The 19610-nt window shown below is 73.0% G+C and carries 17 protein-coding genes; 13 read left to right on the forward strand and 4 right to left on the reverse strand.

Annotation, left to right across the window (positions count from 1 at the left end):
- The first annotated feature begins 14 nt into the window (after positions 1 to 14).
- From ACF3NH_RS09725 to ACF3NH_RS09750, 6 genes are read left to right on the forward strand one after another with little or no spacing between them, the layout of a single operon-like run.
- Positions 15 to 1751, forward strand: coding sequence for an acetolactate synthase catalytic subunit (locus ACF3NH_RS09725; protein WP_422922673.1), 1737 nt, complete (start codon positions 15 to 17; stop codon positions 1749 to 1751).
- On the forward strand, positions 1751 to 2779 hold the full coding sequence (locus tag ACF3NH_RS09730; protein WP_422922674.1) for a zinc-dependent alcohol dehydrogenase: 1029 nt from the start codon (positions 1751 to 1753) through the stop codon (positions 2777 to 2779). The genes ACF3NH_RS09725 and ACF3NH_RS09730 overlap by 1 nt, the downstream gene beginning before the upstream one ends.
- Positions 2776 to 3549: an SDR family NAD(P)-dependent oxidoreductase gene (locus ACF3NH_RS09735; protein ID WP_422922675.1), complete on the forward strand. Its 774-nt coding sequence runs from the start codon at positions 2776 to 2778 to the stop codon at positions 3547 to 3549. The genes ACF3NH_RS09730 and ACF3NH_RS09735 overlap by 4 nt, the downstream gene beginning before the upstream one ends.
- A gap of 42 nt (positions 3550 to 3591) precedes the next feature.
- On the forward strand, positions 3592 to 4542 hold the full coding sequence (locus tag ACF3NH_RS09740; protein WP_422922676.1) for a tripartite tricarboxylate transporter substrate binding protein: 951 nt from the start codon (positions 3592 to 3594) through the stop codon (positions 4540 to 4542).
- A gap of 4 nt (positions 4543 to 4546) precedes the next feature.
- Positions 4547 to 5032 (forward strand): tripartite tricarboxylate transporter TctB family protein, encoded by a 486-nt coding sequence (locus ACF3NH_RS09745; protein ID WP_422922677.1) that lies wholly within the window; start codon positions 4547 to 4549, stop codon positions 5030 to 5032.
- 3 nt (positions 5033 to 5035) lie between these two features.
- On the forward strand, positions 5036 to 6526 hold the full coding sequence (locus ACF3NH_RS09750) for a tripartite tricarboxylate transporter permease (protein WP_422922678.1): 1491 nt from the start codon (positions 5036 to 5038) through the stop codon (positions 6524 to 6526).
- A gap of 93 nt (positions 6527 to 6619) precedes the next feature.
- On the opposite strand, the gene ACF3NH_RS09755 is transcribed toward ACF3NH_RS09750, so the two are convergent.
- The gene (locus ACF3NH_RS09755) at positions 6620 to 6943 is read right to left on the reverse strand and encodes a hypothetical protein (protein ID WP_198365435.1); all 324 of its coding nucleotides are present in this window, start codon (positions 6941 to 6943) and stop codon (positions 6620 to 6622) included.
- Positions 6944 to 7122: 179 nt separating this feature from the next.
- On the opposite strand from ACF3NH_RS09755, the gene ACF3NH_RS09760 reads away from it, so the two are divergent.
- Complete coding sequence (locus ACF3NH_RS09760; RefSeq protein WP_198365436.1) at positions 7123 to 7599, forward strand: MarR family winged helix-turn-helix transcriptional regulator; 477 nt, start codon at positions 7123 to 7125, stop codon at positions 7597 to 7599.
- Between the two features lie 33 nt (positions 7600 to 7632).
- On the opposite strand, the gene ACF3NH_RS09765 is transcribed toward ACF3NH_RS09760, so the two are convergent.
- Positions 7633 to 10827, reverse strand: coding sequence for an efflux RND transporter permease subunit (locus ACF3NH_RS09765; protein ID WP_422922679.1), 3195 nt, complete (start codon positions 10825 to 10827; stop codon positions 7633 to 7635).
- Between the two features lie 11 nt (positions 10828 to 10838).
- A complete protein-coding gene (locus ACF3NH_RS09770) occupies positions 10839 to 11984 on the reverse strand; it encodes an efflux RND transporter periplasmic adaptor subunit (protein WP_422922680.1) in 1146 nt (381 codons plus the stop codon).
- A 129-nt stretch (positions 11985 to 12113) separates the two neighbouring features.
- Here ACF3NH_RS09770 and ACF3NH_RS09775 point away from each other — a divergent pair, with 129 nt between their 5' ends.
- The gene (locus ACF3NH_RS09775; RefSeq protein WP_370591939.1) at positions 12114 to 12713 is read left to right on the forward strand and encodes a TetR/AcrR family transcriptional regulator; all 600 of its coding nucleotides are present in this window, start codon (positions 12114 to 12116) and stop codon (positions 12711 to 12713) included.
- Positions 12714 to 12722: 9 nt separating this feature from the next.
- Here ACF3NH_RS09775 and ACF3NH_RS09780 read toward each other — a convergent pair whose 3' ends face one another.
- Positions 12723 to 13376 (reverse strand): GntR family transcriptional regulator, encoded by a 654-nt coding sequence (locus ACF3NH_RS09780; RefSeq protein WP_422922681.1) that lies wholly within the window; start codon positions 13374 to 13376, stop codon positions 12723 to 12725.
- A gap of 140 nt (positions 13377 to 13516) precedes the next feature.
- On the opposite strand from ACF3NH_RS09780, the gene ACF3NH_RS09785 reads away from it, so the two are divergent.
- Genes ACF3NH_RS09785 through ACF3NH_RS09805 form a run of 5 tightly spaced genes read left to right on the forward strand, consistent with a single transcriptional unit; the run spans position 13517 to position 19608 of the window.
- The gene (locus ACF3NH_RS09785; RefSeq protein WP_422922682.1) at positions 13517 to 14641 is read left to right on the forward strand and encodes an ABC transporter substrate-binding protein; all 1125 of its coding nucleotides are present in this window, start codon (positions 13517 to 13519) and stop codon (positions 14639 to 14641) included.
- 4 nt (positions 14642 to 14645) lie between these two features.
- The gene (locus ACF3NH_RS09790) at positions 14646 to 16370 is read left to right on the forward strand and encodes an ABC transporter permease (RefSeq protein ID WP_198365442.1); all 1725 of its coding nucleotides are present in this window, start codon (positions 14646 to 14648) and stop codon (positions 16368 to 16370) included.
- On the forward strand, positions 16363 to 17487 hold the full coding sequence (locus ACF3NH_RS09795) for an ABC transporter ATP-binding protein (protein ID WP_198365443.1): 1125 nt from the start codon (positions 16363 to 16365) through the stop codon (positions 17485 to 17487). Before ACF3NH_RS09790 ends, ACF3NH_RS09795 begins: the two co-directional genes overlap by 8 nt.
- A complete protein-coding gene (locus ACF3NH_RS09800; protein WP_232476923.1) occupies positions 17474 to 18724 on the forward strand; it encodes a CaiB/BaiF CoA transferase family protein in 1251 nt (416 codons plus the stop codon). Before ACF3NH_RS09795 ends, ACF3NH_RS09800 begins: the two co-directional genes overlap by 14 nt.
- The gene (locus ACF3NH_RS09805) at positions 18721 to 19608 is read left to right on the forward strand and encodes an HpcH/HpaI aldolase/citrate lyase family protein (protein ID WP_422922683.1); all 888 of its coding nucleotides are present in this window, start codon (positions 18721 to 18723) and stop codon (positions 19606 to 19608) included. The genes ACF3NH_RS09800 and ACF3NH_RS09805 overlap by 4 nt, the downstream gene beginning before the upstream one ends.
- Positions 19609 to 19610 lie beyond the last annotated feature (2 nt).

The raw sequence follows: 19610 nt of genomic DNA on the forward strand, positions 1-19610 counted from the left end.
CATCAGGAAACGCCATGCCCGCCTCCGCTCCCGCCCCATCCCGCGACACGCCCAACGCGACCGTCGCCCTGCGCCTGGCCGAGGCCCTGGCCCGCCACGGCGTGACGCTGACCTTCGGCCAGAGCCTGCCCTCGGCCTTTCATCTGGCCGCGCCCCATGCCGGGATCGAGCAGAAGGTCTACCGGCAGGAGAACATGGGCGGCACCATGGCCGACGGCTATGCGCGCGTCTCGCACAAGGTCGGCGTGGTCACGGCACAGAACGGCCCCGCCGCCGCCCTGCTGGTGCCACCGCTGGCCGAGGCGATGAAGGCCAGCGTGCCGGTCCTCGCCCTGGTGCAGGAAGTGTCGCGCGACAGCGTCGACCGCAACGCCTTCCAGGAGCTCGACCACCTCGCCCTCTTCGCGCCGGTGGCCAAGCTGGTACGGCGGATCGACCGGGCCGACCGGCTGGAGGACTATGTGGACATGGCCTTCACCGCCGCCACCTCGGGCCGGCCGGGCCCGGCGGTGCTGCTGCTGCCGGCCGACCTGCTGCTGGAGCAGGCGGTGCCGGTGGCCGGACGCCGGGCCAGCCTCGGCCGGTATCCGCTCGACCGCACCCTGCCCGAGGCCGCGCGCATCGAGGCCGCGGCGGCGGCGCTGGCGGGGGCGCGGCAGCCGCTGGTGATCGCCGGCGGCGGCGTGCATCTCTCGGACGCGGCGGAGGAGCTCGCCGCGCTGCAGGAGGCGGCGCACCTGCCCGTCGCCACCACCTTCATGGGCAAGGGCGCGGTGGCCGAGACGCACCCGCTCTCGCTCGGCGTCGTCGGCAACACCATGGGGCTCGGCGCCCGCACGCACGCGATGCGGCCGCTGGTCGAGGAGGCGGATGTCGTCCTGCTGGTCGGCAACCGCACCAACCAGAACGGCACCGACAGCTGGTCGCTCTACCCGCGCGCCGCCCGCTTCATCCATATCGACCCCGATCCCATCGAGATCGGCCGCAACTACGAGGCGATGCGCCTGGCCGGTGACGCGAAGGCGACGCTGGCGGCGCTGCGCGAGGCGATGCTGCGCCAGGACCTTGCCGCGCGCGCGGCGGCGCGGCCCGCGGTCGAGGCGCGCATCGCCGAGGCCGTCCGGGGATGGGAGAGGCTCACCGCCGGGGTGCGCGGGCGCGATGGCGGCCCGGTGCGCCCCGAGCGCGTCGCCGCCGAGATCGACCGCCGCATGCCGGAGGACGGCATCATGGTCGCCGATGCCTCCTACTCCTCGAACTGGATCAACATCCACATGACGGCGAAGCGCGTCGGGCAGCGCTTCCTGACGCCGCGCGGCCTGGCCGGGCTCGGCTGGGGCGTGCCGCTGGCGATCGGCGTCCAGGTGGCGGCGCCGGACCGGCGCGTGGTCTGCCTCTGCGGCGATGGCGGCTTCGGCCATTCCTGGGCCGAGCTGGAGACGCTGTTCCGCCTGCGGCTCCCGGTCACGGTGGTGGTGCTGAACAACGGCATCCTCGGCTTCCAGAAGCACGCGGAGGACGCCAAGTTCGGCGAGCACACCATCGCCTGCGACTTCGCCAGCGTCGATCACGCCGCCATCGCGCGGGCCTGCGGAATCTCCGGCGTGCGGGTGGAGCGCGGCGAGGATCTCGGCGCCGCGCTGGACGCCGCCTTCGCCGCCGGGAAGCCGGCGCTGATCGAGGTGATCACCGACCCCGAGGCCAAGCCGCCGATCACCGTCTTCCACGGGCACTTCCCCGAGCCCTTCTGATGCTGGCGCTGCGCAAGACGCGGCCCGGCCCGGGGCTGCAGGCGCTGGAGGTGCCGGAGCCCGGCGCCCCGGCGGCGGGCGAGGTGCTGGTGCGGATCGAGGCGGTGGGCATCTGCGGCAGCGATGTCCATGCCTATGAGTGGACCGAGGGCTACGGCCACATGACGCCGCACCTGCCGCTGACGATGGGGCATGAGATGGCGGGGCGCGTCCTCGCCGCCGGGCCGGGCGCGGACCTGCCCGAGGGGCTGCGCGTGGCGCTGCATCCGGGCCTGGTCTGCGGCCGCTGCGAGGCCTGCCGGCGGGGCGAGCCGCGCGGCTGCACCGGCCGCCGCACCCTGGGCCTGACCTGCGACGGCGGCTTCGCGCCGCTGCTGCGCCTGCCGGCGGCCAATCTCCTGCCGCTGCCGCCGGCGGTGGATGCCGAGCTGGGCGCGCTGGTCGAGCCGCTGGCGGTGGCGGCCGAGGCGGTGCGGCTCGGCGGGGTCGGCCTTGGCGACACCGTGCTGGTGCTGGGGCCGGGCACCATCGGCCAGGGGCTGGCGCTGATGGCGCGCGCGGCGGGGGCGGGGCGGGTGGTGATCGCCGGCCGCGCCGACGCGCCGCGCTTCGCGGTGCTGCGGCGGCTGGGCTTCACCGATCTCGTCGATGTCGCCGAGGCGCCGCTGGCCGAGGGGGTGCGGGCGCTGACCGGCGGCGCGGTGGATGTGGTGCTGGAGGCGACGGGCCATCCGCCCTCCGTCACCGAGGCGCTCGGCGTGCTGCGGCGGGATGGCGTGCTGGTGGTGGCCGGCATCCACGCGGCGCCGCTCACCCTGCCGCTCACCGATTTCGTCCGCAACCGGCATCAGCTCCGCGCCTCGCACGGCTCGGCCCGCGGCACCTGGGACCGCGTGCTGGCCCTGCTGGCGCGCGACCCGGAAGGCTTCCGGCCGATGATCACGCACCGCCTGCCGCTCGAACGCGGCCTGGAGGGGTTCGAACTGTCCCGCCAGCGCGCCGCCAGCAAGGTGATCCTGACCCCATGAACGACATTGTCATCGGCGCCGAGGACCGCGTCGCGCTCGTCACCGGCGCCGCGCGCGGCCTCGGCGCCGCCATCGGCCGCAGCCTGGCCGAGGCCGGGCATCCGGTGGTGCTCGCCGATGTGCTGGAGGGCGTGGAGGCCCTGGCCGCCACGCTGAACGCCGCCGGCCACCGGGCCCGCGCGCTGCGGCTCGACGTGGCGGACGAGGGCGCCATCGGCCGCCTGCCGGAGACGCTGGGCCCCTGGTGGGCGGCGCTGGGCGTGCTGGTGAACAATGCCGGCATCTCGCCCAAGGTGGAGGGCCGCAAGCGGCTGGTCGAGGAGATCCCGACGGAGGAGTGGCGGCGGGTGATGGAGGTCAACCTGACCGGCCCCTTCCTGCTCTGCCGCGCCGCCATCCCGGTGCTGAAGCGGCGCGGCTGGGGCCGCGTCGTGATGATGACCAGCCAGGCCGCGCATGTGCCGAGCAGCATCACCGGCGCCTATTACGGGGCCTCCAAGGCCGGGCTGATGGGCTTCGCGCGCAACCTCGCGGTCGAGCTCGGGTCCTTCGGCATCACCGTCAACAGCGTGGCGCCCGGGCGCATCCGCACGGACATGGTGGCCGGCGCCGCGCCGGGGATGAACGAGGCCTTCCTGGCGCGCATTCCGCTCGGCCGGCTGGGGGAGCCGGCGGAGGTGGGCGCGGTGGTGCGCTTCCTGGCCTCGGACGAGGCCGCCTACCTGACCGGCACGACCATCGACGTCGGCGGCGGCAGCTACATGCCCTGAGCCGCCACCCCGGCGGACAACGACATTCGGGAGGAAAGAATCATGCAGAGACGGACGCTGCTGGCGGCCGGGGCCGCCGGCCTCTTCGCGCCCCATCTGGCCCGCGCCGCCACCTGGCCGGAGCGGGAAGTCACCATCATCGTCCAGTACGGACCGGGTGGCTCGACCGATGTCTCCACCCGCGCCATCGCGGCGGAGATGGAGAAGATCCTGGGCGTGCCGGTGCAGATCGTGAACCGGCCCGGCGGGCAGGGCACGGTCGGGCCGCAGCAGGTGGCCGCCGCCCGGCCGGACGGCTACACGCTCGGCACCACCGGCCTCGCGGGCCTGGCCATCGCGCCGCACATGCTGGACGTGCCCTACAGCGCCAACAGCTTCGCCTTCCTGCCGGCCTTCGCGCGCTACCTCTACGGCATCGCCGTGCGGGCGGAATCGCCGCACCGGACGCTGGCCGACCTCATCGCCGCGGCCAGGGCGAAGCGCACCACCTTCGGCGCCACCGGCGCGCCCAACAACATCGGCATGTTCGACCTGGCGCGGCTGACCGGCGCGCGCTTCCAGTTCGTGCCCTTCGGCTCGGGCGCGGAGGCGGTGACGGCGGCGATCGGCGGCCATGTCGAGGCGGTGATCCAGAACCCGCCGGAGATGCTGCCGGCGCTGGAATCCGGCCGCCTGCGCCTGCTCGCCTCGGCCAGCGCGGGGCGCTGGAAGGAGTTCCCCGAGGTGCCGACGCTGCGCGAGCAGGGGCATGAGGTGGTGGTCGATTCCATGATCGGCTTCATCGGCCCCAGGGGCATCCCGGAGGAACGGCGCGCCGTGCTGGCGCGCGCCATCCTGGAGGCGGCGCAGAAGCCGGCGCTCGCCGAGATCCTGGGCCGCTTCGGCATGGTGCCCTCGCTGATGCAGGCCGCGGAGTTCGAGACCACGGTGCGCCAGGCGCATGACCGCTTCGGGCCGCAGCTCCGCGAGGCCGGCCTGGCCCGGAAGCGCTGAGGCCATGATGACCCGCACCGCGCGCGGGGTCGCCCTGGGCGGCCTGGTCTTCGCCGCGCTGGCCTGGTGGGAGGCCTCGCGCCTGGAGAGCTGGAGCTGGGACGGCCCGGGCCCCGGCCTGATGCCGCAGGCCCTGTCGATCCTGATCGCCCTGGCGGCGCTGGCGGTGCTGGTCTGGCCAGGTGACCCGACGGCGGAGGCGGAAGGCGGCGCGGCACCCTTCCGCGACCGCACATTCCTCGCCTATGTCCTGGCCATGGTGGGTGCCGCCGCCGCGGTGCCCTTCCTGGGCTTCGTGCTGCCGATGCTGGCGGCGACCACGCTGATGCTGCGCCTGGGCGAGCGCAGCTCCTGGACCGAGGCGCTGCTCTACGCCCTGCTGCTGGCGGCCGGCATCGTGCTGCTCTTCGGCACGGCGCTCGGCGTGCCGTTTCCCGCCGGGCCGGTCGAGCGGGTGCTGAGCGGGCTCGGCCTGCTGCGCGGGAGCTGAGCCATGATGGACGGCCTGCTGCACGGCTTCGCCGTGCTCTCCACCTGGCAGAATCTGAGCCTCTGCCTGCTCGGCGCCTTTCTCGGCACGCTGGTCGGCGTGCTGCCGGGCCTCGGTCCCGCCACCACCATCGCCCTGCTGCTGCCGATCACGCTGAAGCTCGACCCGACCGGGGCGATCATCCTGCTCGCCGGCATCTACTACGGCGTCGCCTATGGCGGCACGCTGACCTCGGTGCTGATGCGCATCCCCGGCGAGGCCTCCTCCGTCGTCACCTGCCTCGACGGCTACGAGATGGCGCGCAGGGGGCGGGCCGGGGCGGCGCTCGGCATCGCCGCCATCGGCTCCTTCTTCGCCAGCACCGTGGGCATCCTCGGCGTCATGCTGCTCTCGCCGCTGCTGGCCGAGCTGGTCATCGCCTTCGGCCCCTGGGAGTACGCGGCGCTGATGCTGGCCGGCCTGTCGCTGATCGCCTTCTTCGCCGCCTCCGGCCTGGCCAAGGCGGCGCTGATGGCGCTGCTCGGCCTGTTCCTCGGCTCGGTCGGCATCGATCCCATCGCCGGCACGCCGCGCTTCACCTTCGGCATCCCGGAGCTGGTGGACGGGATCAACATCACGCCGCTGGCGCTCGGCCTGTTCGGCCTGTCGGAGCTGCTCTTCCTGGCGCTGGCCCGCCCCGGCAAGGCCGAGATCCTGCGGCCGCCCAACTCGCTGCTGGGCTTCCTGCCGAACCGCGAGGAGGCGCGGCGCTCGGTGGCGCCGGTGCTGCCCGGCTCGGTGCTGGGCTTCCTGGTCGGGCTGCTGCCGGGGGGCGGGGCGGTGCTGGCCTCCTTCCTCTCCTATGCCGTGGAGCGGCGGCTGACGCGGCGGCCGGAGGAATTCGGCCGGGGCGCGGTGGAGGGCGTGGCGGGGCCGGAGGCGGCGAACAATTCCGGCACCGCCGGCGCCTTCATCCCGCTGCTGACGCTGGGCATCCCGTCCAACGCCGTCACCGCCCTGCTGCTCGGCGCGCTGCTGATCCACGGCGTGCAGCCGGGCCCGATGATCCTGGAGCGGCAGCCCGAGATCTACTGGGGCGTCATCGCCTCGATGTATCTCGGCAACCTGATCCTGCTGGTGCTGAACCTGCCGCTGGTCGGGCTTTTCGTGCGCGCCCTGGAGATCCCGCGCCGCTTCATGGCGGCGGCGATCCTCTCGATCTGTGTCATCGGCGTCTACAGCACCAATCTCGCGACCTTCGACATCCTGCTGGCGGTGGGCTTCGGCCTGCTCGGCTTCGCGCTGCGCCGGGGCGGCTTCGACCTCGGGCCGCTGATCCTGGCCTATGTGCTGGGGCCGACCTTCGAGCGCTCGCTGCGCCAGGGCCTGCTGATCGCGGATGGCAACCTGCTGGAGCTGGCCGACCGGCCGATCGCGCTGGGCTTCATCCTGGCGGCGGTGGCGACGCTGGCCGGCGCGGTGCTGCTGCGCAACCGGGCGCGCGTGGCGGACTGACGGCGCGAAGGGGCGCCCGGAGCGATGCCGGGCGCCCCTTCGGCGCGGCGGGAGGGGATCGCCCTCCCGGTGGCCGCCTTCCCGGCGGCCGGCTTAGCGCGCGGCGAGCGTCGCGGGCGCGGCCGAGGGGGCCAGATAGACCACCTCCGAATGCTGGCCGCCGATCAGCACCGGGATGCCCGGGGCCTGGCGGCCGAGGGCGGGATCGTCATAGGCGATCCGGCCCGACTGGCCCTGGCCGGCGAAGCGCGCATAGCCGCCGCCGACGACATTGCCGCGATAGGCCTCGTCATACCGGACGGCGAAGTTCTCGCCCTGGCCGGTGACCGTCAGGAAGTCCCGCGCCTGGACAGGGGCCAGGGCGGCGGTGGTGCCGAGCAGGGCGGCGGCGGCGAGGAGGGTGCGGAGGGTGGACATGGAATGGAGCCTTTGTGGGAGTGGGGCGCCCCCGGTGGAGCGCTGTTGAAAGTGATATTGAGCGCGATATCATCGTGCGCGACCTATAATCCGGCAGGCCAGCCATGCGCGACAATATTGCGCGATCACGTCGCGCACGACTTATATGCCTGGCAGCCTTCCCCCTCAGGAGCCCCGCCATGACTCCGCACGACACCCCCGAACCGGACAGTCCCGAAGGGAATGCCCCGGACCTCGACGAACTGCTCTGCTTCGCCATCCATTCCACGGCGCATGCCATCCAGCGCGCCAACAAGCCGCTGCTGGACCGGTTGGGCCTGACCTATCCGCAGTACCTGGTCATGGTCGTGCTGTGGTCCGCCGACGGGCAGACGGTGGGCGCCATCGGCGACCGCCTTTTCCTGGAGAGCAGCACCCTGACGCCGCTGCTCAAGCGGCTGCAGGCGGCCGGCTTGGTCGAGCGGCAGCGCGACGCGGCGGATGAGCGGCAGGTGCGGATCCGCCTGACGGCGGCCGGCCGCGCCCTGCGCGGCAAGGCCTGCGAGAAGCCGGCCTGGATGGGGCACTGCTTCGGCGGCGAGGAGGAGGCGCGGGCGCTGCAGCGGGCGATCCTGCGCCTGCGGGACGCGGTGACGCGGGAGCCGGGGGTGAGCTGAGGCCGGAGCGCCGGCCGGCCCCCCCTTCCGCCTTCAGGCATGGCCTTCCGAGGTGGCGTCATCCCGGGCCGACGCCTGCCCGTGCCCCTGGCGCTGCGCCATGGCCCGCGCCACCACGTAGAAGACCGGGGTGAAGAACAGGCCGAAGAGCGTCACGCCCAGCATGCCGGCGAAGACCGCCGTGCCCAGGCTCTGCCGCATCTCCGCCCCCGCCCCGGTGGCGATGGCGAGCGGCAGCACGCCGAGGATGAAGGCCAGCGAGGTCATCAGGATCGGCCGCAGCCGCGTGCGCGCCGCCGCCGCCGCCGCCGCCCAGCGGTCCAGCCCCTGCTGCTCCGCCTGCCGCGCGAACTCGACGATCAGGATGGCGTTCTTGGCGGCCAGCCCGATGAGCACGACCGGCCCGATCTGCACCAGCACGTTGTTGTCCAGCCCGCGCCAGGCGATGCCGGCCAGCGCCGCCAGCACGGACATCGGCGCGATCATCACCACCGCGAGCGGCAGCAGCCAGCTCTCGTAGAGCGCCGCCAGCAGCAGGAAGACGAAGACCACGGCGAGGCCGAAGGCGATGGGCGCGGTATTGCCCTGGGTCGTCTCCTGCAGGGCGATCTCGGTCCATTCGTAGCCGTAGCCCCGCGGCAGGGTCTCGGCCAGCACCGCCTGCATCGCCGCGATCGCCTGGCCGGTGGAATAGCCCGGCGCCGCCGCACCCTGCACCTCGGCCGCCGGAAACAGGTTGTAGCGTGGCACGCGATAGGGGCCGGTATCCGGCTCCAGCCGCGCCAGGGCGCCGATCGGCACCATCTCGCCATCGACATTGCGGGCGCGCAGCAGGGCGACGTCGCGCGGGGTGCGGCGCTGCGCCTCCTCGGCCTGGGCGGTGACGCGGTAGGTGCGGCCGAGGATGTTGAAGTCGTTGACGAAGGCGGAGCCGAGATAGATCGACAGCGTCTCGGACACGCGGTCGAGCGGCACGCCCAGCATCTCCGCCTTGCCGCGGTCCACCTCGGCGCGCAGCGAGGGCGTCGCGGTGCTGAACAGGGTGAAGGCCATGGCGATCTCGGGCCGCGCCGCCGCCGCCGCCACCACCCGCTGCGTCACCGCCTCCAGCGCGTGGCCGCCGCGGTCGCCGTGATCCTGCACATAGAGCTTGAAGCCGCCGCCGGTGCCGATGCCGGAGACCGAGGGCGGCGGGATGACCAGGCCGAGCGCGTCGCGCTGCCGGCCGATGGCGGCCTGCACGGCGCCGATCAGCGCCGGATAGGCGATGCCCTCCTCCGCGCGCTTCTCGAAGCTCTGCAGCGTGACGAAGATCACGCCGGTGTTCGGCGCGTTGGTGAAGGTGGCGCCGTCGAAGCCGGTGAACATGACGGTGTCCGCCACGCCCGGCACCTTCAGCACCGCCTCGGAGGCAGCGCGCATCACCCTGTCGGTGCGGTCCAGCGTGGCGCCGGGCGGCAGCTGGAAGGCGGCGATGAGATAGCCGCGGTCGAGCGGCGGGATCAGCCCGGTGGGGGTCGTGCGCACCACCTGGCCGGTCAGCGCCAGCAGGCCGGCGAAGAGGATCAGCACGATGGCGGAGACCCGCACCAGCCGCCGCGTCAGCGCCCCGTAGCCGAGCGACAGCGCGTCGAAGGCGCGGTTGAAGCCCCGGAAGAACAGGCCGAAGGGCGCGCCCAGCACCCGTCGCCAGCCGCGGGGCGGGTGCTGCGCGTGCGGCCGCAGCAGCAGCGCCGCCAGCGCCGGCGAGAGGGTGAGCGAGACCAGGGCGGAGAGCAGCGTCGCCACCGCGATGGTCACGGCGAACTGGCGGTAGAAGGCGCCGGAGAGCCCCTCGATGAAGGCCGTCGGCACGAAGACGGCGCAGAGCACGAGGGCGATGGCGAGCAGGGCGAAGCCGACCTCGTCCATGGTGCGCCGCGTCGCCGTCACCGGGTCCAGCCCCGCCGCCAGGTGCCGCTCCACATTCTCGACCACGACGATGGCGTCGTCCACGACGATGCCGATGGCCAGGATCAGCCCGAACATGGACAGGCTGTTGAGTGAGATGCCGAGCGCGCCCATGAAGGCGAAGGTGCCGATGATCGAGACCGGGATGGCGGCCAGCGGGATGATCGAGGCGCGCCAGGATTGCAGGAACAGGATCACCACCAGCACGACGAGGAGGATGGCCTCGACAAAGGTGTGCAGCACCGCCTCCATCGACTGCTCGATGAACTGCGTGGTGTCGTAGACGATGCGGTAGGCGACGCCGGGCGGGAAGTCGCGCTCCGCCTGCGCCAGCGTCGCCTTCAGCGCCGCCGCCGTGGCCAGGGCATTGGAGCCGGGCCGCTGGAAGATCGGCATGGCGACGGCGCTCGTGCCGCTCAGATAGGCGCGCATCGTGTAGTCCTGGCTGCCCAGCTCGACGCGGGCGATGTCGCGCAGCCGCAGCGGCGCGCCGCCGGCCTCCGTCGCGACCACGATATCGGCGAAGTCCGCCGCGTCGCGCAGCCGGCCGAGCGCCTGGATGTTGAGCTGGAAGGCCTCGCCGCCGCCGGCCCCCGTGGGCGGGTGGTTGAGCCCGCCGGCGGCGACCTGGACATTGGCGCGGCGCAGCGCCGCGACCACCTCGCCCGGCGTCAGGCCGCGCGCGGCGATGCGCGCCGGGTCGAGCCAGACCCGCATGGCATAGTCGCCGCCGCCGCCGAAGAGCTGCACGTCGCCGACGCCGTCGAGCCGCGCCAGCCGGTCCTTCAGGGCCAGGGTGGCGTAGTTGGCGAGATACTGGTCGCTGCGCGAGCCGTCGGGCGAGACCAGATGGACGACCATCATGATGTCGGGCGAGGCCTTCTTCACGATGAGCCCGAGGGCGCGCACCTCGGCCGGCAGGCGCGGCTCGGCGATGGCGACGCGGTTCTGCACCAGCACCTGCGCCTGATCGATGTCGGTGCCCTGGCGGAAGACGACGTTGATGGTGAGCCGGCCATCGCCGGTCGCCTGGGAGCCGACATAGAGCATGCCCTCGACGCCGTTGATCTCCTGCTCGATCGGCGAGGCCACGGTGTTGGCGATGGTCTCGGCGGAGGCGCCCGGATACTGCGCCGTGATGGTCACGGTGGGCGGGGCGATCTCGGGATACTCGCTGATCGGCAGCCGCGTCGCGGCGATGGCGCCGATCAGCAGGATGGCGATCGAGATGACGGCGGCGAAGACCGGCCGGCCGACGAAGAACTGGGCGAAGCGCATGGCGCGGCTCCTCAGCGGATGGCGGCGAGGCGGCCGTTTGGCCCGGCCGCCTCGGCGCTGACGCGGCTGCCGGGCCGCGCCAGATGCAGTCCGGCGGTGATGACCCGGTCCTGCGGCGAGAGGCCCGCGCGCACCACGCGCAGCCCGTCCACCACCGGGCCCAGCTCCACCGGCTTGGCCACGACCGTGCCATCGGCGGCGACGGTCATGACGACGCGGCTGGCCTGGTCGGCGGCGATGGCGGCATCGGGCACCAGCAGCCGCTCGCCCTGGCCGGCCGGCAGGCGCAGCCGCGCGAAGCCGCCCGGGGTCAGCAGCAGGTCGGGATTGGGCAGCACGGCACGGGCGCGCAGCGTGCCGGAGCGGGGGCGCAGCTCGCTGTCGAGGAAGTCGAGCTGGCCGGTGCGCGGCCACTCCGCCTCGTCGGCCAGGCGCAGGCCGACGGTCAGCGGGGCGGCACCCGGCCGCGCCCCGCCGCGCCGGGCGAGGCGCAGATAGTCCGCCTCGCTCATGTCGAAGCTGGCATAGACCGGATCGAGGGCCAGGATGGTGGTGAGCAGCGTGCCGCCCGCCTGCACCAGGTTGCCGGCATCGACGCGGCGGTCCGAGGCGCGGCCGGATTGCGGCGCGCGCACCGCGGTCCAGTCCAGCTCCAGCGCCGCCTGCCGCACCCGCGCCTCCGCCCCGGCCAGCTCGGCCTCGGCCTGCCGCTCGGCGGCGCGGCGGCTGTCGAGCTGCGCCTCGGGGGCGATGCGGCGCTCGACCAGCGGCAGGCTGCGGCGGGTCTCCTGCCGGGCCAGGGCCAGCCTGGCGCGGGCGCCATCCCGCGCCGCCTCGGCATCGCGCAACGCGATCTCGAAGGGGCGCCGGTCGAGGGTGAAGAGGAGATCCCCGGCCCGGACGACCTGCCCGTCGCGGAAATGCACCGCCTCGACCAGGCCGGAGACGCGGGGGCGCAGCTCCACCCGCGCCGAGGGCTCGATGCGGGCGATGTGCTCCTCCCATTCGGTCAGGTCGCGGCGCAGCGGCGTGGCGACGGTGACGGTGGGGAGCGGGTCCTGCGCGGCGGCTGTGGTGGGGAGCAGCAGGGGAAGGGCCAGCGGGGCGGCCAGCAGCAGGGCGCGGAGAGGACGGGACTTGCGGATGAGGGTCGGCATTGCCTATCTCCAGGGCCGGATGATACCGACCGGTTCGTAACATGGATACGAACCGGTCGGTCACATTGCAAGCCCGCGGCGGACATGCTTCTCCAGCCGCGCCGCGCAAGAAGGAGTGAGGAGAGAACCGTGGCCCGCAACAAGGACGAGGACCGCCGCCCGGCGGCGCAGAGATTGCGGGATGTCGCGCGCGATCTCTTCTACCGGCAGGGCATCCGCGCCACCGGCGTCGAGGAACTCTGCCGCGTCGCAGGCACCACCAAGATCAGCCTCTACCGCGCCTTCCCCTCGAAGGACGAGCTGATCGCCGAGGTGCTGCGCGACGATTGCAGCGAGGATTCCTGCTGGTTCGAGACGGCCGTCGAGCCGGGGACGCCGCCGCGGGAGCGGCCGCGCGCCTATCTGCGGGCGGCGGTGGAGGTGCTGCGGCAGCCCGGCTTCCGGGGCTGCCCGATGGGCATGGCGATCGTGGAATTCCCCGACCCGCAGCACCCGGCGCGGCAGGTGACGGATGCCTACAAGCAGAAGGTGCGGTGCGACCTGCGGCGGATCTGCGCCGAGGCCGGCGCGGCGGAGCCGGACACGATGGGGGACGCCCTGCTGCTGCTGATCGAGGGCGCCTTCGCCGCCGCGCCCTATCTCGGCGCCGCCGAGGCCGCCGATGCGCTGGAGCGGGCCGGCCTGCGGCTGATCGGCGGCCTGCTGCCGCCGGCGGGCACGGCCGGCTGAGCCGGCGGGTCAGCGCCGCGCTTCCTCCTCCGTGTCCGGCTGATTGGCGGCCGAGTCCAGGATATGGGACCGCACGCTGGCGGCGACGCGCACCGGGTCGCCGCCGCGCAGGGCCGTCAGGATCTCGCCATGCCCCTCGGCGCTGCGGCGCAGCGCCCGCATGGAGGGCCAGAGCACCAGCGGCCACAGCCGCGCCCGGTCCCGCACCTCCAGCGCCAGCTCCACCAGCGCGCGGTTCGGCGCGAAGCCGTAGAGCGTGTCGTGGAAGTCGAGATTGGTGGCGCTCTGGCTGGCCGGACTGCCCTCTGCGATGGCCCGCTCGAAGGCGGCGGCCTTGGCCTCCAGCAGGGCGAAGGCGGCGTCGTCCAGCCGGGGCAGGGCGGTGAGCGCGGCCTCCGCCTCCAGCAGCGCCCGCACCTCCAGCATCTCGCCGATGCGCCGCCGGTCGGGCGTGGCGACACGGAAGCCGCGATTGGGCACATGCTCGACGGTCTGGCGCAGCGCCAGCTCCGCCAGGGCGGCGCGGATATCGAAGCGCGTGGCGCCGAAGCGCTCCTCCAGATCCACCTGCCGCAGCCATTCGCCGGCGCGGTAGGCGCCGCCGCGGATGGCGGTGGCGATCTCGGCGGCCAGCGGGCGGCGGGCGCGGGGCAGGCGGGCCATGATCGTCCGGTCCTGTGGCGGAAAAGGGATTGCGGGGATCGTCAAAGGGGACCTAGCATATTGGCGCCAATAATTGCGCCAAAGAGCGCCGGGGTGAACCCCTCCACAGGGAGGCGGGCCCCGTCAGGGAGGACACGCCAATGACCTTGATCGGGCGCCGCGCCACGCTGGCCCTGCCCGGCCTGCTGCTGCCCGCCAGCCTGCGGGCGCAGGGCGCCACCGGAGCGCCGGCCGGCTATCCCCAGGGCTACCAGGAGGTGGTCGCCGGAGCGGAGCGCGAGGGCAGCCTGCTGGTCTATTCCATCATGTCGGCCGAGAACTGGCGGCCGGTGCTGGAAGGCTTCAACCGCCGCTATCCCAAGGTGAAGGTGGAGACGCTGGATCTCCCCAACTCGCGCGAGGTGTTCGAGCGCTACCTGGCCGAGCGTGGCACCAACAGCCGCACCGCCGACCTCCTCGCCACCGCCGATCCCTCGGGCTGGATCGAGTTCCAGCAACGCGGCGAGGTGATGCCCTACGAATCGCCCGAGATCGCCGCCTGGCCCGCCTGGTCGCGCCCCTGGCCCGGTGTCTATACCGTCTCGGCAGATCCGCTGGTCTTCATCTTCAACAAGATGCTGGTGCCGGAGGCGCAGCAGCCGAAGACCTTCGCGCAGTTCACCGAGCTGGCCGTGGAGAACCGCAGCCGCTGGCGCAACAAGCTGACCAGCTACGGCGCGCATTTCGGCGGCTTCGGCTACTCGGCCAATTTCGGCTTCGTGCAGAAGCACGGCGACAGGGCCTGGGAATGGTTCCGCCAGATCGCCCCCGCCCAGCCACGCTGGGAACGCTCCGGCGGGCCGATGACGGAGAAGGTCACCTCCGGCGAGTATGTCGCCGGCTGGTTCGTCTCCGCCATCACCTTCTGGCCCCGGCTGAACGACCCGGCGCGGGCGCGTGTGCTGGGCTGGAACTTCATCGGCGACGGGCAGCTCGTGATCCTGCGCGGCATGGCCATTCCGAAGGGCGCGCGCAACGTCAACGCGGCGAAGCTGCTGCTGGACTACATCGCCTCGGAGGAGGGGCAGCGCGCCTTCGGCCGTGGCGGCCTGACCCCCGCCCGGCCCGACGTGCGTCCCGGCGAGGGCATCCGCCACACCTACAGCTCGATCACCGAGGCCGTGGGCGGCGAGCAGAACATCGCCTTCATCGACTACAATCCGGCCATCCTCAGCGAATACCAGCCCTTCCTGGACCGCTGGAAGCAAGCCTACGGCGTGAGCTGAGCCGATGAGCCTGGCCCTCGACCGGCCGGACGCGCCGCCCGCGCAGCCGGCCATCCCGCGCGCCATTCCCATCCAATACGGCACCGCCATCCTGGTGCTCGTGCTGGTGGCGGCGCCGCTCCTGCCCGTGCTGCTGCAATCGGTGCTGGACGGCGCGCTCTACGAGCCGGAGTACAACCTGACGCTGGCGAACTTCGCGCGGCTGGCGCGCACCGAGGGCTTCGGCACGGTGCTGCTGAACACCGTGCTGCTGGCGGCGCTGACGACGCTGGTGGCGCAGGTCGTGGGCACGCTCGCCGCCATCCTGTTCGGCCGCACCGACCTGCCGCTGGCGCGGGCGATGAGCGAGTTCTTCCTCTGGCCGCTCTATCTCTCCGCGCTGGTCCTCTCCTTCGGCTGGTACGCGGTCTATGGCCCCTCGGGCTATGTCACCCTGCTCTGGCAGTCGCTGTTCGGCGACGCACCCTGGACGCTCTACTCGCTCTGGGGCATGGCGGTCATCGCCGGTGTCTCGCAGGCGCCGCTGGCCTATATCTACTGCCTGTCCTCCGCCACCATCACCGATCCCTCGCTGGAGGAGGCCGCGCGGGTGTCCGGCGCCGGCACGGCGCGCACCCTCTGGCGGGTGACGCTGCCGCTGATGAAGCCCGCCATCGCCTACAGCGCCGTGCTGAACTTCACCGTGGGGCTCGAGCTTCTCTCGATTCCGCTGATCTTCGGCGATCCCGCCGGCATCCCCGTGCTCACCACCTTCCTGTTCAACAACGGCGTCTCCTCGCCGCGCCCGGACCACGGCCTCGTCGCCACGGCGGCGGCGCTGATGCTGGTGGTGGTGTGCTTCCTGGTCTGGCTGCAGGGGCGGATGCTGGGCAATACGCGCCGTTTCATCACACTGGGCGGCAAGGCCTCGCGCCCGCGCCCCTTCCGCCTCGGCGGGCTGCGCTGGCCGCTCTTCGCGCTGGCCGCGCTCTACATCCTGGCCACCGTCATCGCGCCGATCGGCACGCTGGTGCTGCGCGCCTTCACCGCCTTCCTCTCGCCCATGATCCCGATCGGCGAGGTGCTGACCACCGGCAACTTCACCCAGATCTTCGAGTATCCCGTCTATTCGCGCGCGGTCTGGAACTCCTTCGTGGTCAGCCTGGTCGGCGGCGCGCTGGCCACGGCGCTGATCGCCCTCATTGCCATCGTGGTGCACCGCTCGGAGTTCCGCTTCCGCGGCGCGCTGCAGTACCTGGCGCTGTTCCCCCGCGCGGTGCCGGGGGTGGTCGCCGGCATCGGCTTCTTCTACGCCTTCGCGCTGCTGCCGGGACTCGGCTTCCTGCGCAATTCCATCTGGATCCTGGTCATCGCCTTCACCATGCGCTTCATCCCGGCCGGGCTCGGCGCCGTCGCGCCGATGCTGCTGCAGGTCAGCCCGGATCTCGACCGCGCGGCGCGGGTGCAGGGGGCCGACTGGTGGCGGACCAGCCGCAGCATCCTGCTGCCGCTGATGCGCCCGGCCCTGGTCGGCTGCTTCACCATCCTCTTCATCTCCTTCTTCAAGGAGTATTCCACGGCGATCTTCCTCTTCGCCCCGGGCAGCGAGGTGATCGGCACGGCCCTGCTGCAACTCTGGGTGCAGGGCGAGGTCGGCCTCGTCGCCGCGCTGGCCACCATCCAGGTCGCGGTCATCGCCGTCTGCATCGCCGCGGTGCGCGGCATCTTCGGAGTGAAGCTGCATGGCTGACCTGACCATCCAGGGCCTGACCAAGCGCTTCGGCGGCGTCACCGCCGTCGAGGGGGTCGACCTGCACGTGGCGGATGGCGAGTTCGTCACCCTGCTCGGCCCCTCGGGCTGCGGCAAGTCTACCACCCTCGCCGCCGTGGCCGGGCTCGACCGCGCCGATGGCGGACGCATCCAGGTGGGCGACAGGGTCTATTTCGACGCCGCGAAGGGGATCTACCTGCCGCCGGAGGCGCGCAACTGCGGTCTTGTCTTCCAGAGCTACGCGCTCTGGCCTCACATGACGGTGGCCGACAACGTCGCCTTCCCCCTGACGCTGCGCAAGGTTCCCGCCGCCGAGCGTCGGCGCCGCATCGAGGAGGTGCTGGCGCTGGTCGAGATGGAGCGCTACGCCGCGCGCTACCCGCACGAGCTGTCGGGCGGGCAGCAGCAGCGCGTGGCGCTGGCCCGCACCCTGGTCTATCGCCCGGCCATCCTGCTGCTCGACGAGCCGCTCTCCAACCTCGACGCTAAGCTGCGCGACCGCGCCCGCGCCTGGCTGGCCGAGCTGCGCACCCGGCTCGGCCTCACCACCATCTATGTCACCCATGACCAGATCGAGGCGCTCTCGCTCTCGGACCGCATCGTGGTGATGAATGGCGGGCACATCGCGCAGATCGGCGCGCCGCAGCAGATCTACGAGCAGCCGGCCGATCCCTTCGTCGCCGACTTCATCGGCACCACCAACTTCCTGCCCGCCCGCGTGGTCGGCGCCGCCCCGGCCGGCGGCCGCGCCGTCCTGGAACTGGCCGACGGGCAGCGGCTGGAGACGGTGGCCGGGCGCGCCGCCGCCGCCGGCGAGCGCGTCACCCTGGCCTATCGCCCCGAGCAGATGCGCGTGGCGACGCCGGGCGCCGGGGCGGGGGAGGGCCCAGGAGAGGGCCCGGGGGAGGGCTCGGTGCTGGCGACGCGCATCACCAGTCGCTCCTATGTCGGCGGGCAATGGCAGGTGGGGCTCGACCTCGCCGGCGCCGCCATCCGGCTGGAGGCGCGCACGCCCCCGGCCGGGGACACGCTCGATCTCTGGCTGCCCCATGCGGGCGGCATCCTGTTCCGGGGAGGCGCCGATGTCGCCGCTTGAGACCACGCGGGGCGGCGGCCTGCCGCGCGCCGACTACACGCCGGAGGCGACCGGCCCGCTGCAGGGCGTGCGGGTGCTGGACCTCTCCCGTCTCGTCGCCGGCAACACGCTGACGCAGCACCTGGCGGATTTCGGCGCCACGGTGGACAAGGTGGAGCCGCGCGATGGCGACACGCTGCGCGGCTGGCGCGTGCGCGGTGTCGAGACCGCCTGGAAGGTGCATGGCCGCGGCAAGCGCAGCCTCTGCATCGACTTCCGCCACGGGGAGGCGATCCCGCTGATCCGCCGCCTCGTCCCCGGCGCGGCGATGCTGGTCGAGAGCTTCCGCCCCGGCACGCTGGAGGCGATGGGCCTGGCGCCGGAGGAGCTGCTCCGGCTGGAGCCCCGGCTCATCATCGTCCGCATCTCCGGCTGGGGGCAGGACGGGCCCTATTCCCGCCGGCCCGGCTTCGGCACGCTGGTCGAGGGCTTCACCGGCTTCGCCGAGATGAACGGCTTCGCCGACCGCGAGCCGGTGCTGCCGCCGATGTATCTCGCCGACACCATCGCCGGGCTGACCGGCGCCTTCGCCGCGATGGCGGCACTGCGCGAGGTGGAGATGCGCGGCGGCCAGGGCCAGGTGATCGACCTGCCGCTGCTCGACCCGCTCTTCACCGCGCTCGGCCCGCAGGCGGCGAACTACCGCCTCACCGGCAAGACCAAGCCGCGCACCGGCAGCCGCTCCACCGGCGCCGCGCCGCGCAATGTCTACCGCACCAGGGATGACGGCTGGGTCTGCCTCTCCGCCTCCACCCAGGGCATGGCGGAGCGGGTGCTGCGCTCCATCGGGCGCGGCGACCTCATCGACGATCCGCGCTTCCGCACCAACGAGCAGCGCGTGGCGCATGGCGAGGAGCTGGACGCCATCATCGGCGCTTTCATCGCACGCAGGACACTGGAGGAGAACGTGGCCTTCTTCGAAGCCGCCGAGGTCACCATCGGCCCGGTGAACGACATCGTCCGCGTCATGGGCGACCGGCACGTGCGGGCGCGTGCCCTGCTGGCCGAGTATCCGGACGAGGACATGGGGAGCTTTCCGATGCATGCCGTTCCCGCGCGCCTCTCCGGCACGCCCGGCGCGATCCGCGCACCGGCGCCGCGCCTCGGCCAGCACAGCCGCGACATCCTGGCGGCGCAGGGCTTCTCGCCGGACGAGATCGCGGCGGCGGCGGCCTCCGGCCTGGTGGTGACGGCATGACCCCGCATCCCGTCTGGCGCTCCGGCCTGTTCGTGCCGGTGAACGTGGAGCGCTTCCTGGCCCGCGCGCACGAGCGCGGCGCCGATGCCATCCAGCTCGACCTGGAGGACAGCATCGCCCCCGCCGACAAGCCGGAGGCCCGCCGCCGGGTGGAGGCCGCCGTGGCGCGGCTGCGGCGCGAGGCGCGCGCGGATATCCTGGTGCGCATCAACCAGCCGCTCGAGGATGCGGTGCGCGACCTGGAGGCGGCCGTCATCCCCGGTGTCGCCGCCATCATGGTGACCAAGGTGGAGGGCGCGGACCATCTGCGCCTGCTCGACGAACTGGTTTTCCGCCTGGAGCAGGCGCGCGGCCTGCCGGCGGGGGGCATCCGCTTCGTCGCGCTGATCGAGGCGCCGGGGCCGCTGTCGCGCGCGCATGACATCGCCCGCGCCACGCCGCGGCTGGTGGGCCTCTCCCTCGGCGCCGAGGACTACGCCACGGCGATCGGCGGCGAGCCCTCGGAGGAGGTGTTGCTGATGCCCAAGCAGCAGATCCTGCAGGCGGCCACGGCCGCCGGCCTGATGCCGCTCGGCACCATCAGCACCGTGGCCGACTATTCCGACCTCGCCGCCTATGAGCGGGTGGTGCGCCGCTCCGCCGCCTTCGGCTTCGTCGGCGCCTCGGCCATCCACCCCTCGCAGGTGCCGGTGCTGAACGCCGGCTTCAGCCCCTCGCCCGCCCGGGTGGCGGAGGCGGAGCGGATCGTGGCGCTGGACCGGGAGGCGGCGGCGCAGGGACGCGGCTCCTTCGCCATCGACGGCAAGATGATCGACATCCCGATCGTCCGCCGCGCCGAGGCGCTGCTGGCGCGGGCGCGCGCCGTCGCCGCCCGCGCCGGGTGAGG

Source organism: Pseudoroseomonas sp. WGS1072 (assembly GCF_049340465.1).
GTDB lineage: Bacteria > Pseudomonadota > Alphaproteobacteria > Acetobacterales > Acetobacteraceae > Pseudoroseomonas.

Excerpts from the sequence above, each read along its gene's own strand:
- ACF3NH_RS09725 (WP_422922673.1), top strand. The coding sequence starts at position 15 with ATGCCCGCCTCCGCTCCCGCCCCATCCCGCGACACGCCCAACGCGACC.
- ACF3NH_RS09730 (WP_422922674.1), top strand. The coding sequence starts at position 1,751 with ATGCTGGCGCTGCGCAAGACGCGGCCCGGCCCGGGGCTGCAGGCGCTG.
- ACF3NH_RS09735 (WP_422922675.1), top strand. The coding sequence starts at position 2,776 with ATGAACGACATTGTCATCGGCGCCGAGGACCGCGTCGCGCTCGTCACC.
- ACF3NH_RS09740 (WP_422922676.1), top strand. The coding sequence starts at position 3,592 with ATGCAGAGACGGACGCTGCTGGCGGCCGGGGCCGCCGGCCTCTTCGCG.
- ACF3NH_RS09745 (WP_422922677.1), top strand. The coding sequence starts at position 4,547 with ATGATGACCCGCACCGCGCGCGGGGTCGCCCTGGGCGGCCTGGTCTTC.
- ACF3NH_RS09750 (WP_422922678.1), top strand. The coding sequence starts at position 5,036 with ATGATGGACGGCCTGCTGCACGGCTTCGCCGTGCTCTCCACCTGGCAG.
- ACF3NH_RS09755 (WP_198365435.1), bottom strand. The coding sequence starts at position 6,943 with ATGTCCACCCTCCGCACCCTCCTCGCCGCCGCCGCCCTGCTCGGCACC.
- ACF3NH_RS09760 (WP_198365436.1), top strand. The coding sequence starts at position 7,123 with ATGACTCCGCACGACACCCCCGAACCGGACAGTCCCGAAGGGAATGCC.
- ACF3NH_RS09765 (WP_422922679.1), bottom strand. The coding sequence starts at position 10,827 with ATGCGCTTCGCCCAGTTCTTCGTCGGCCGGCCGGTCTTCGCCGCCGTC.
- ACF3NH_RS09770 (WP_422922680.1), bottom strand. The coding sequence starts at position 11,984 with ATGCCGACCCTCATCCGCAAGTCCCGTCCTCTCCGCGCCCTGCTGCTG.
- ACF3NH_RS09780 (WP_422922681.1), bottom strand. The coding sequence starts at position 13,376 with ATGGCCCGCCTGCCCCGCGCCCGCCGCCCGCTGGCCGCCGAGATCGCC.
- ACF3NH_RS09785 (WP_422922682.1), top strand. The coding sequence starts at position 13,517 with ATGACCTTGATCGGGCGCCGCGCCACGCTGGCCCTGCCCGGCCTGCTG.
- ACF3NH_RS09790 (WP_198365442.1), top strand. The coding sequence starts at position 14,646 with ATGAGCCTGGCCCTCGACCGGCCGGACGCGCCGCCCGCGCAGCCGGCC.
- ACF3NH_RS09795 (WP_198365443.1), top strand. The coding sequence starts at position 16,363 with ATGGCTGACCTGACCATCCAGGGCCTGACCAAGCGCTTCGGCGGCGTC.
- ACF3NH_RS09800 (WP_232476923.1), top strand. The coding sequence starts at position 17,474 with ATGTCGCCGCTTGAGACCACGCGGGGCGGCGGCCTGCCGCGCGCCGAC.
- ACF3NH_RS09805 (WP_422922683.1), top strand. The coding sequence starts at position 18,721 with ATGACCCCGCATCCCGTCTGGCGCTCCGGCCTGTTCGTGCCGGTGAAC.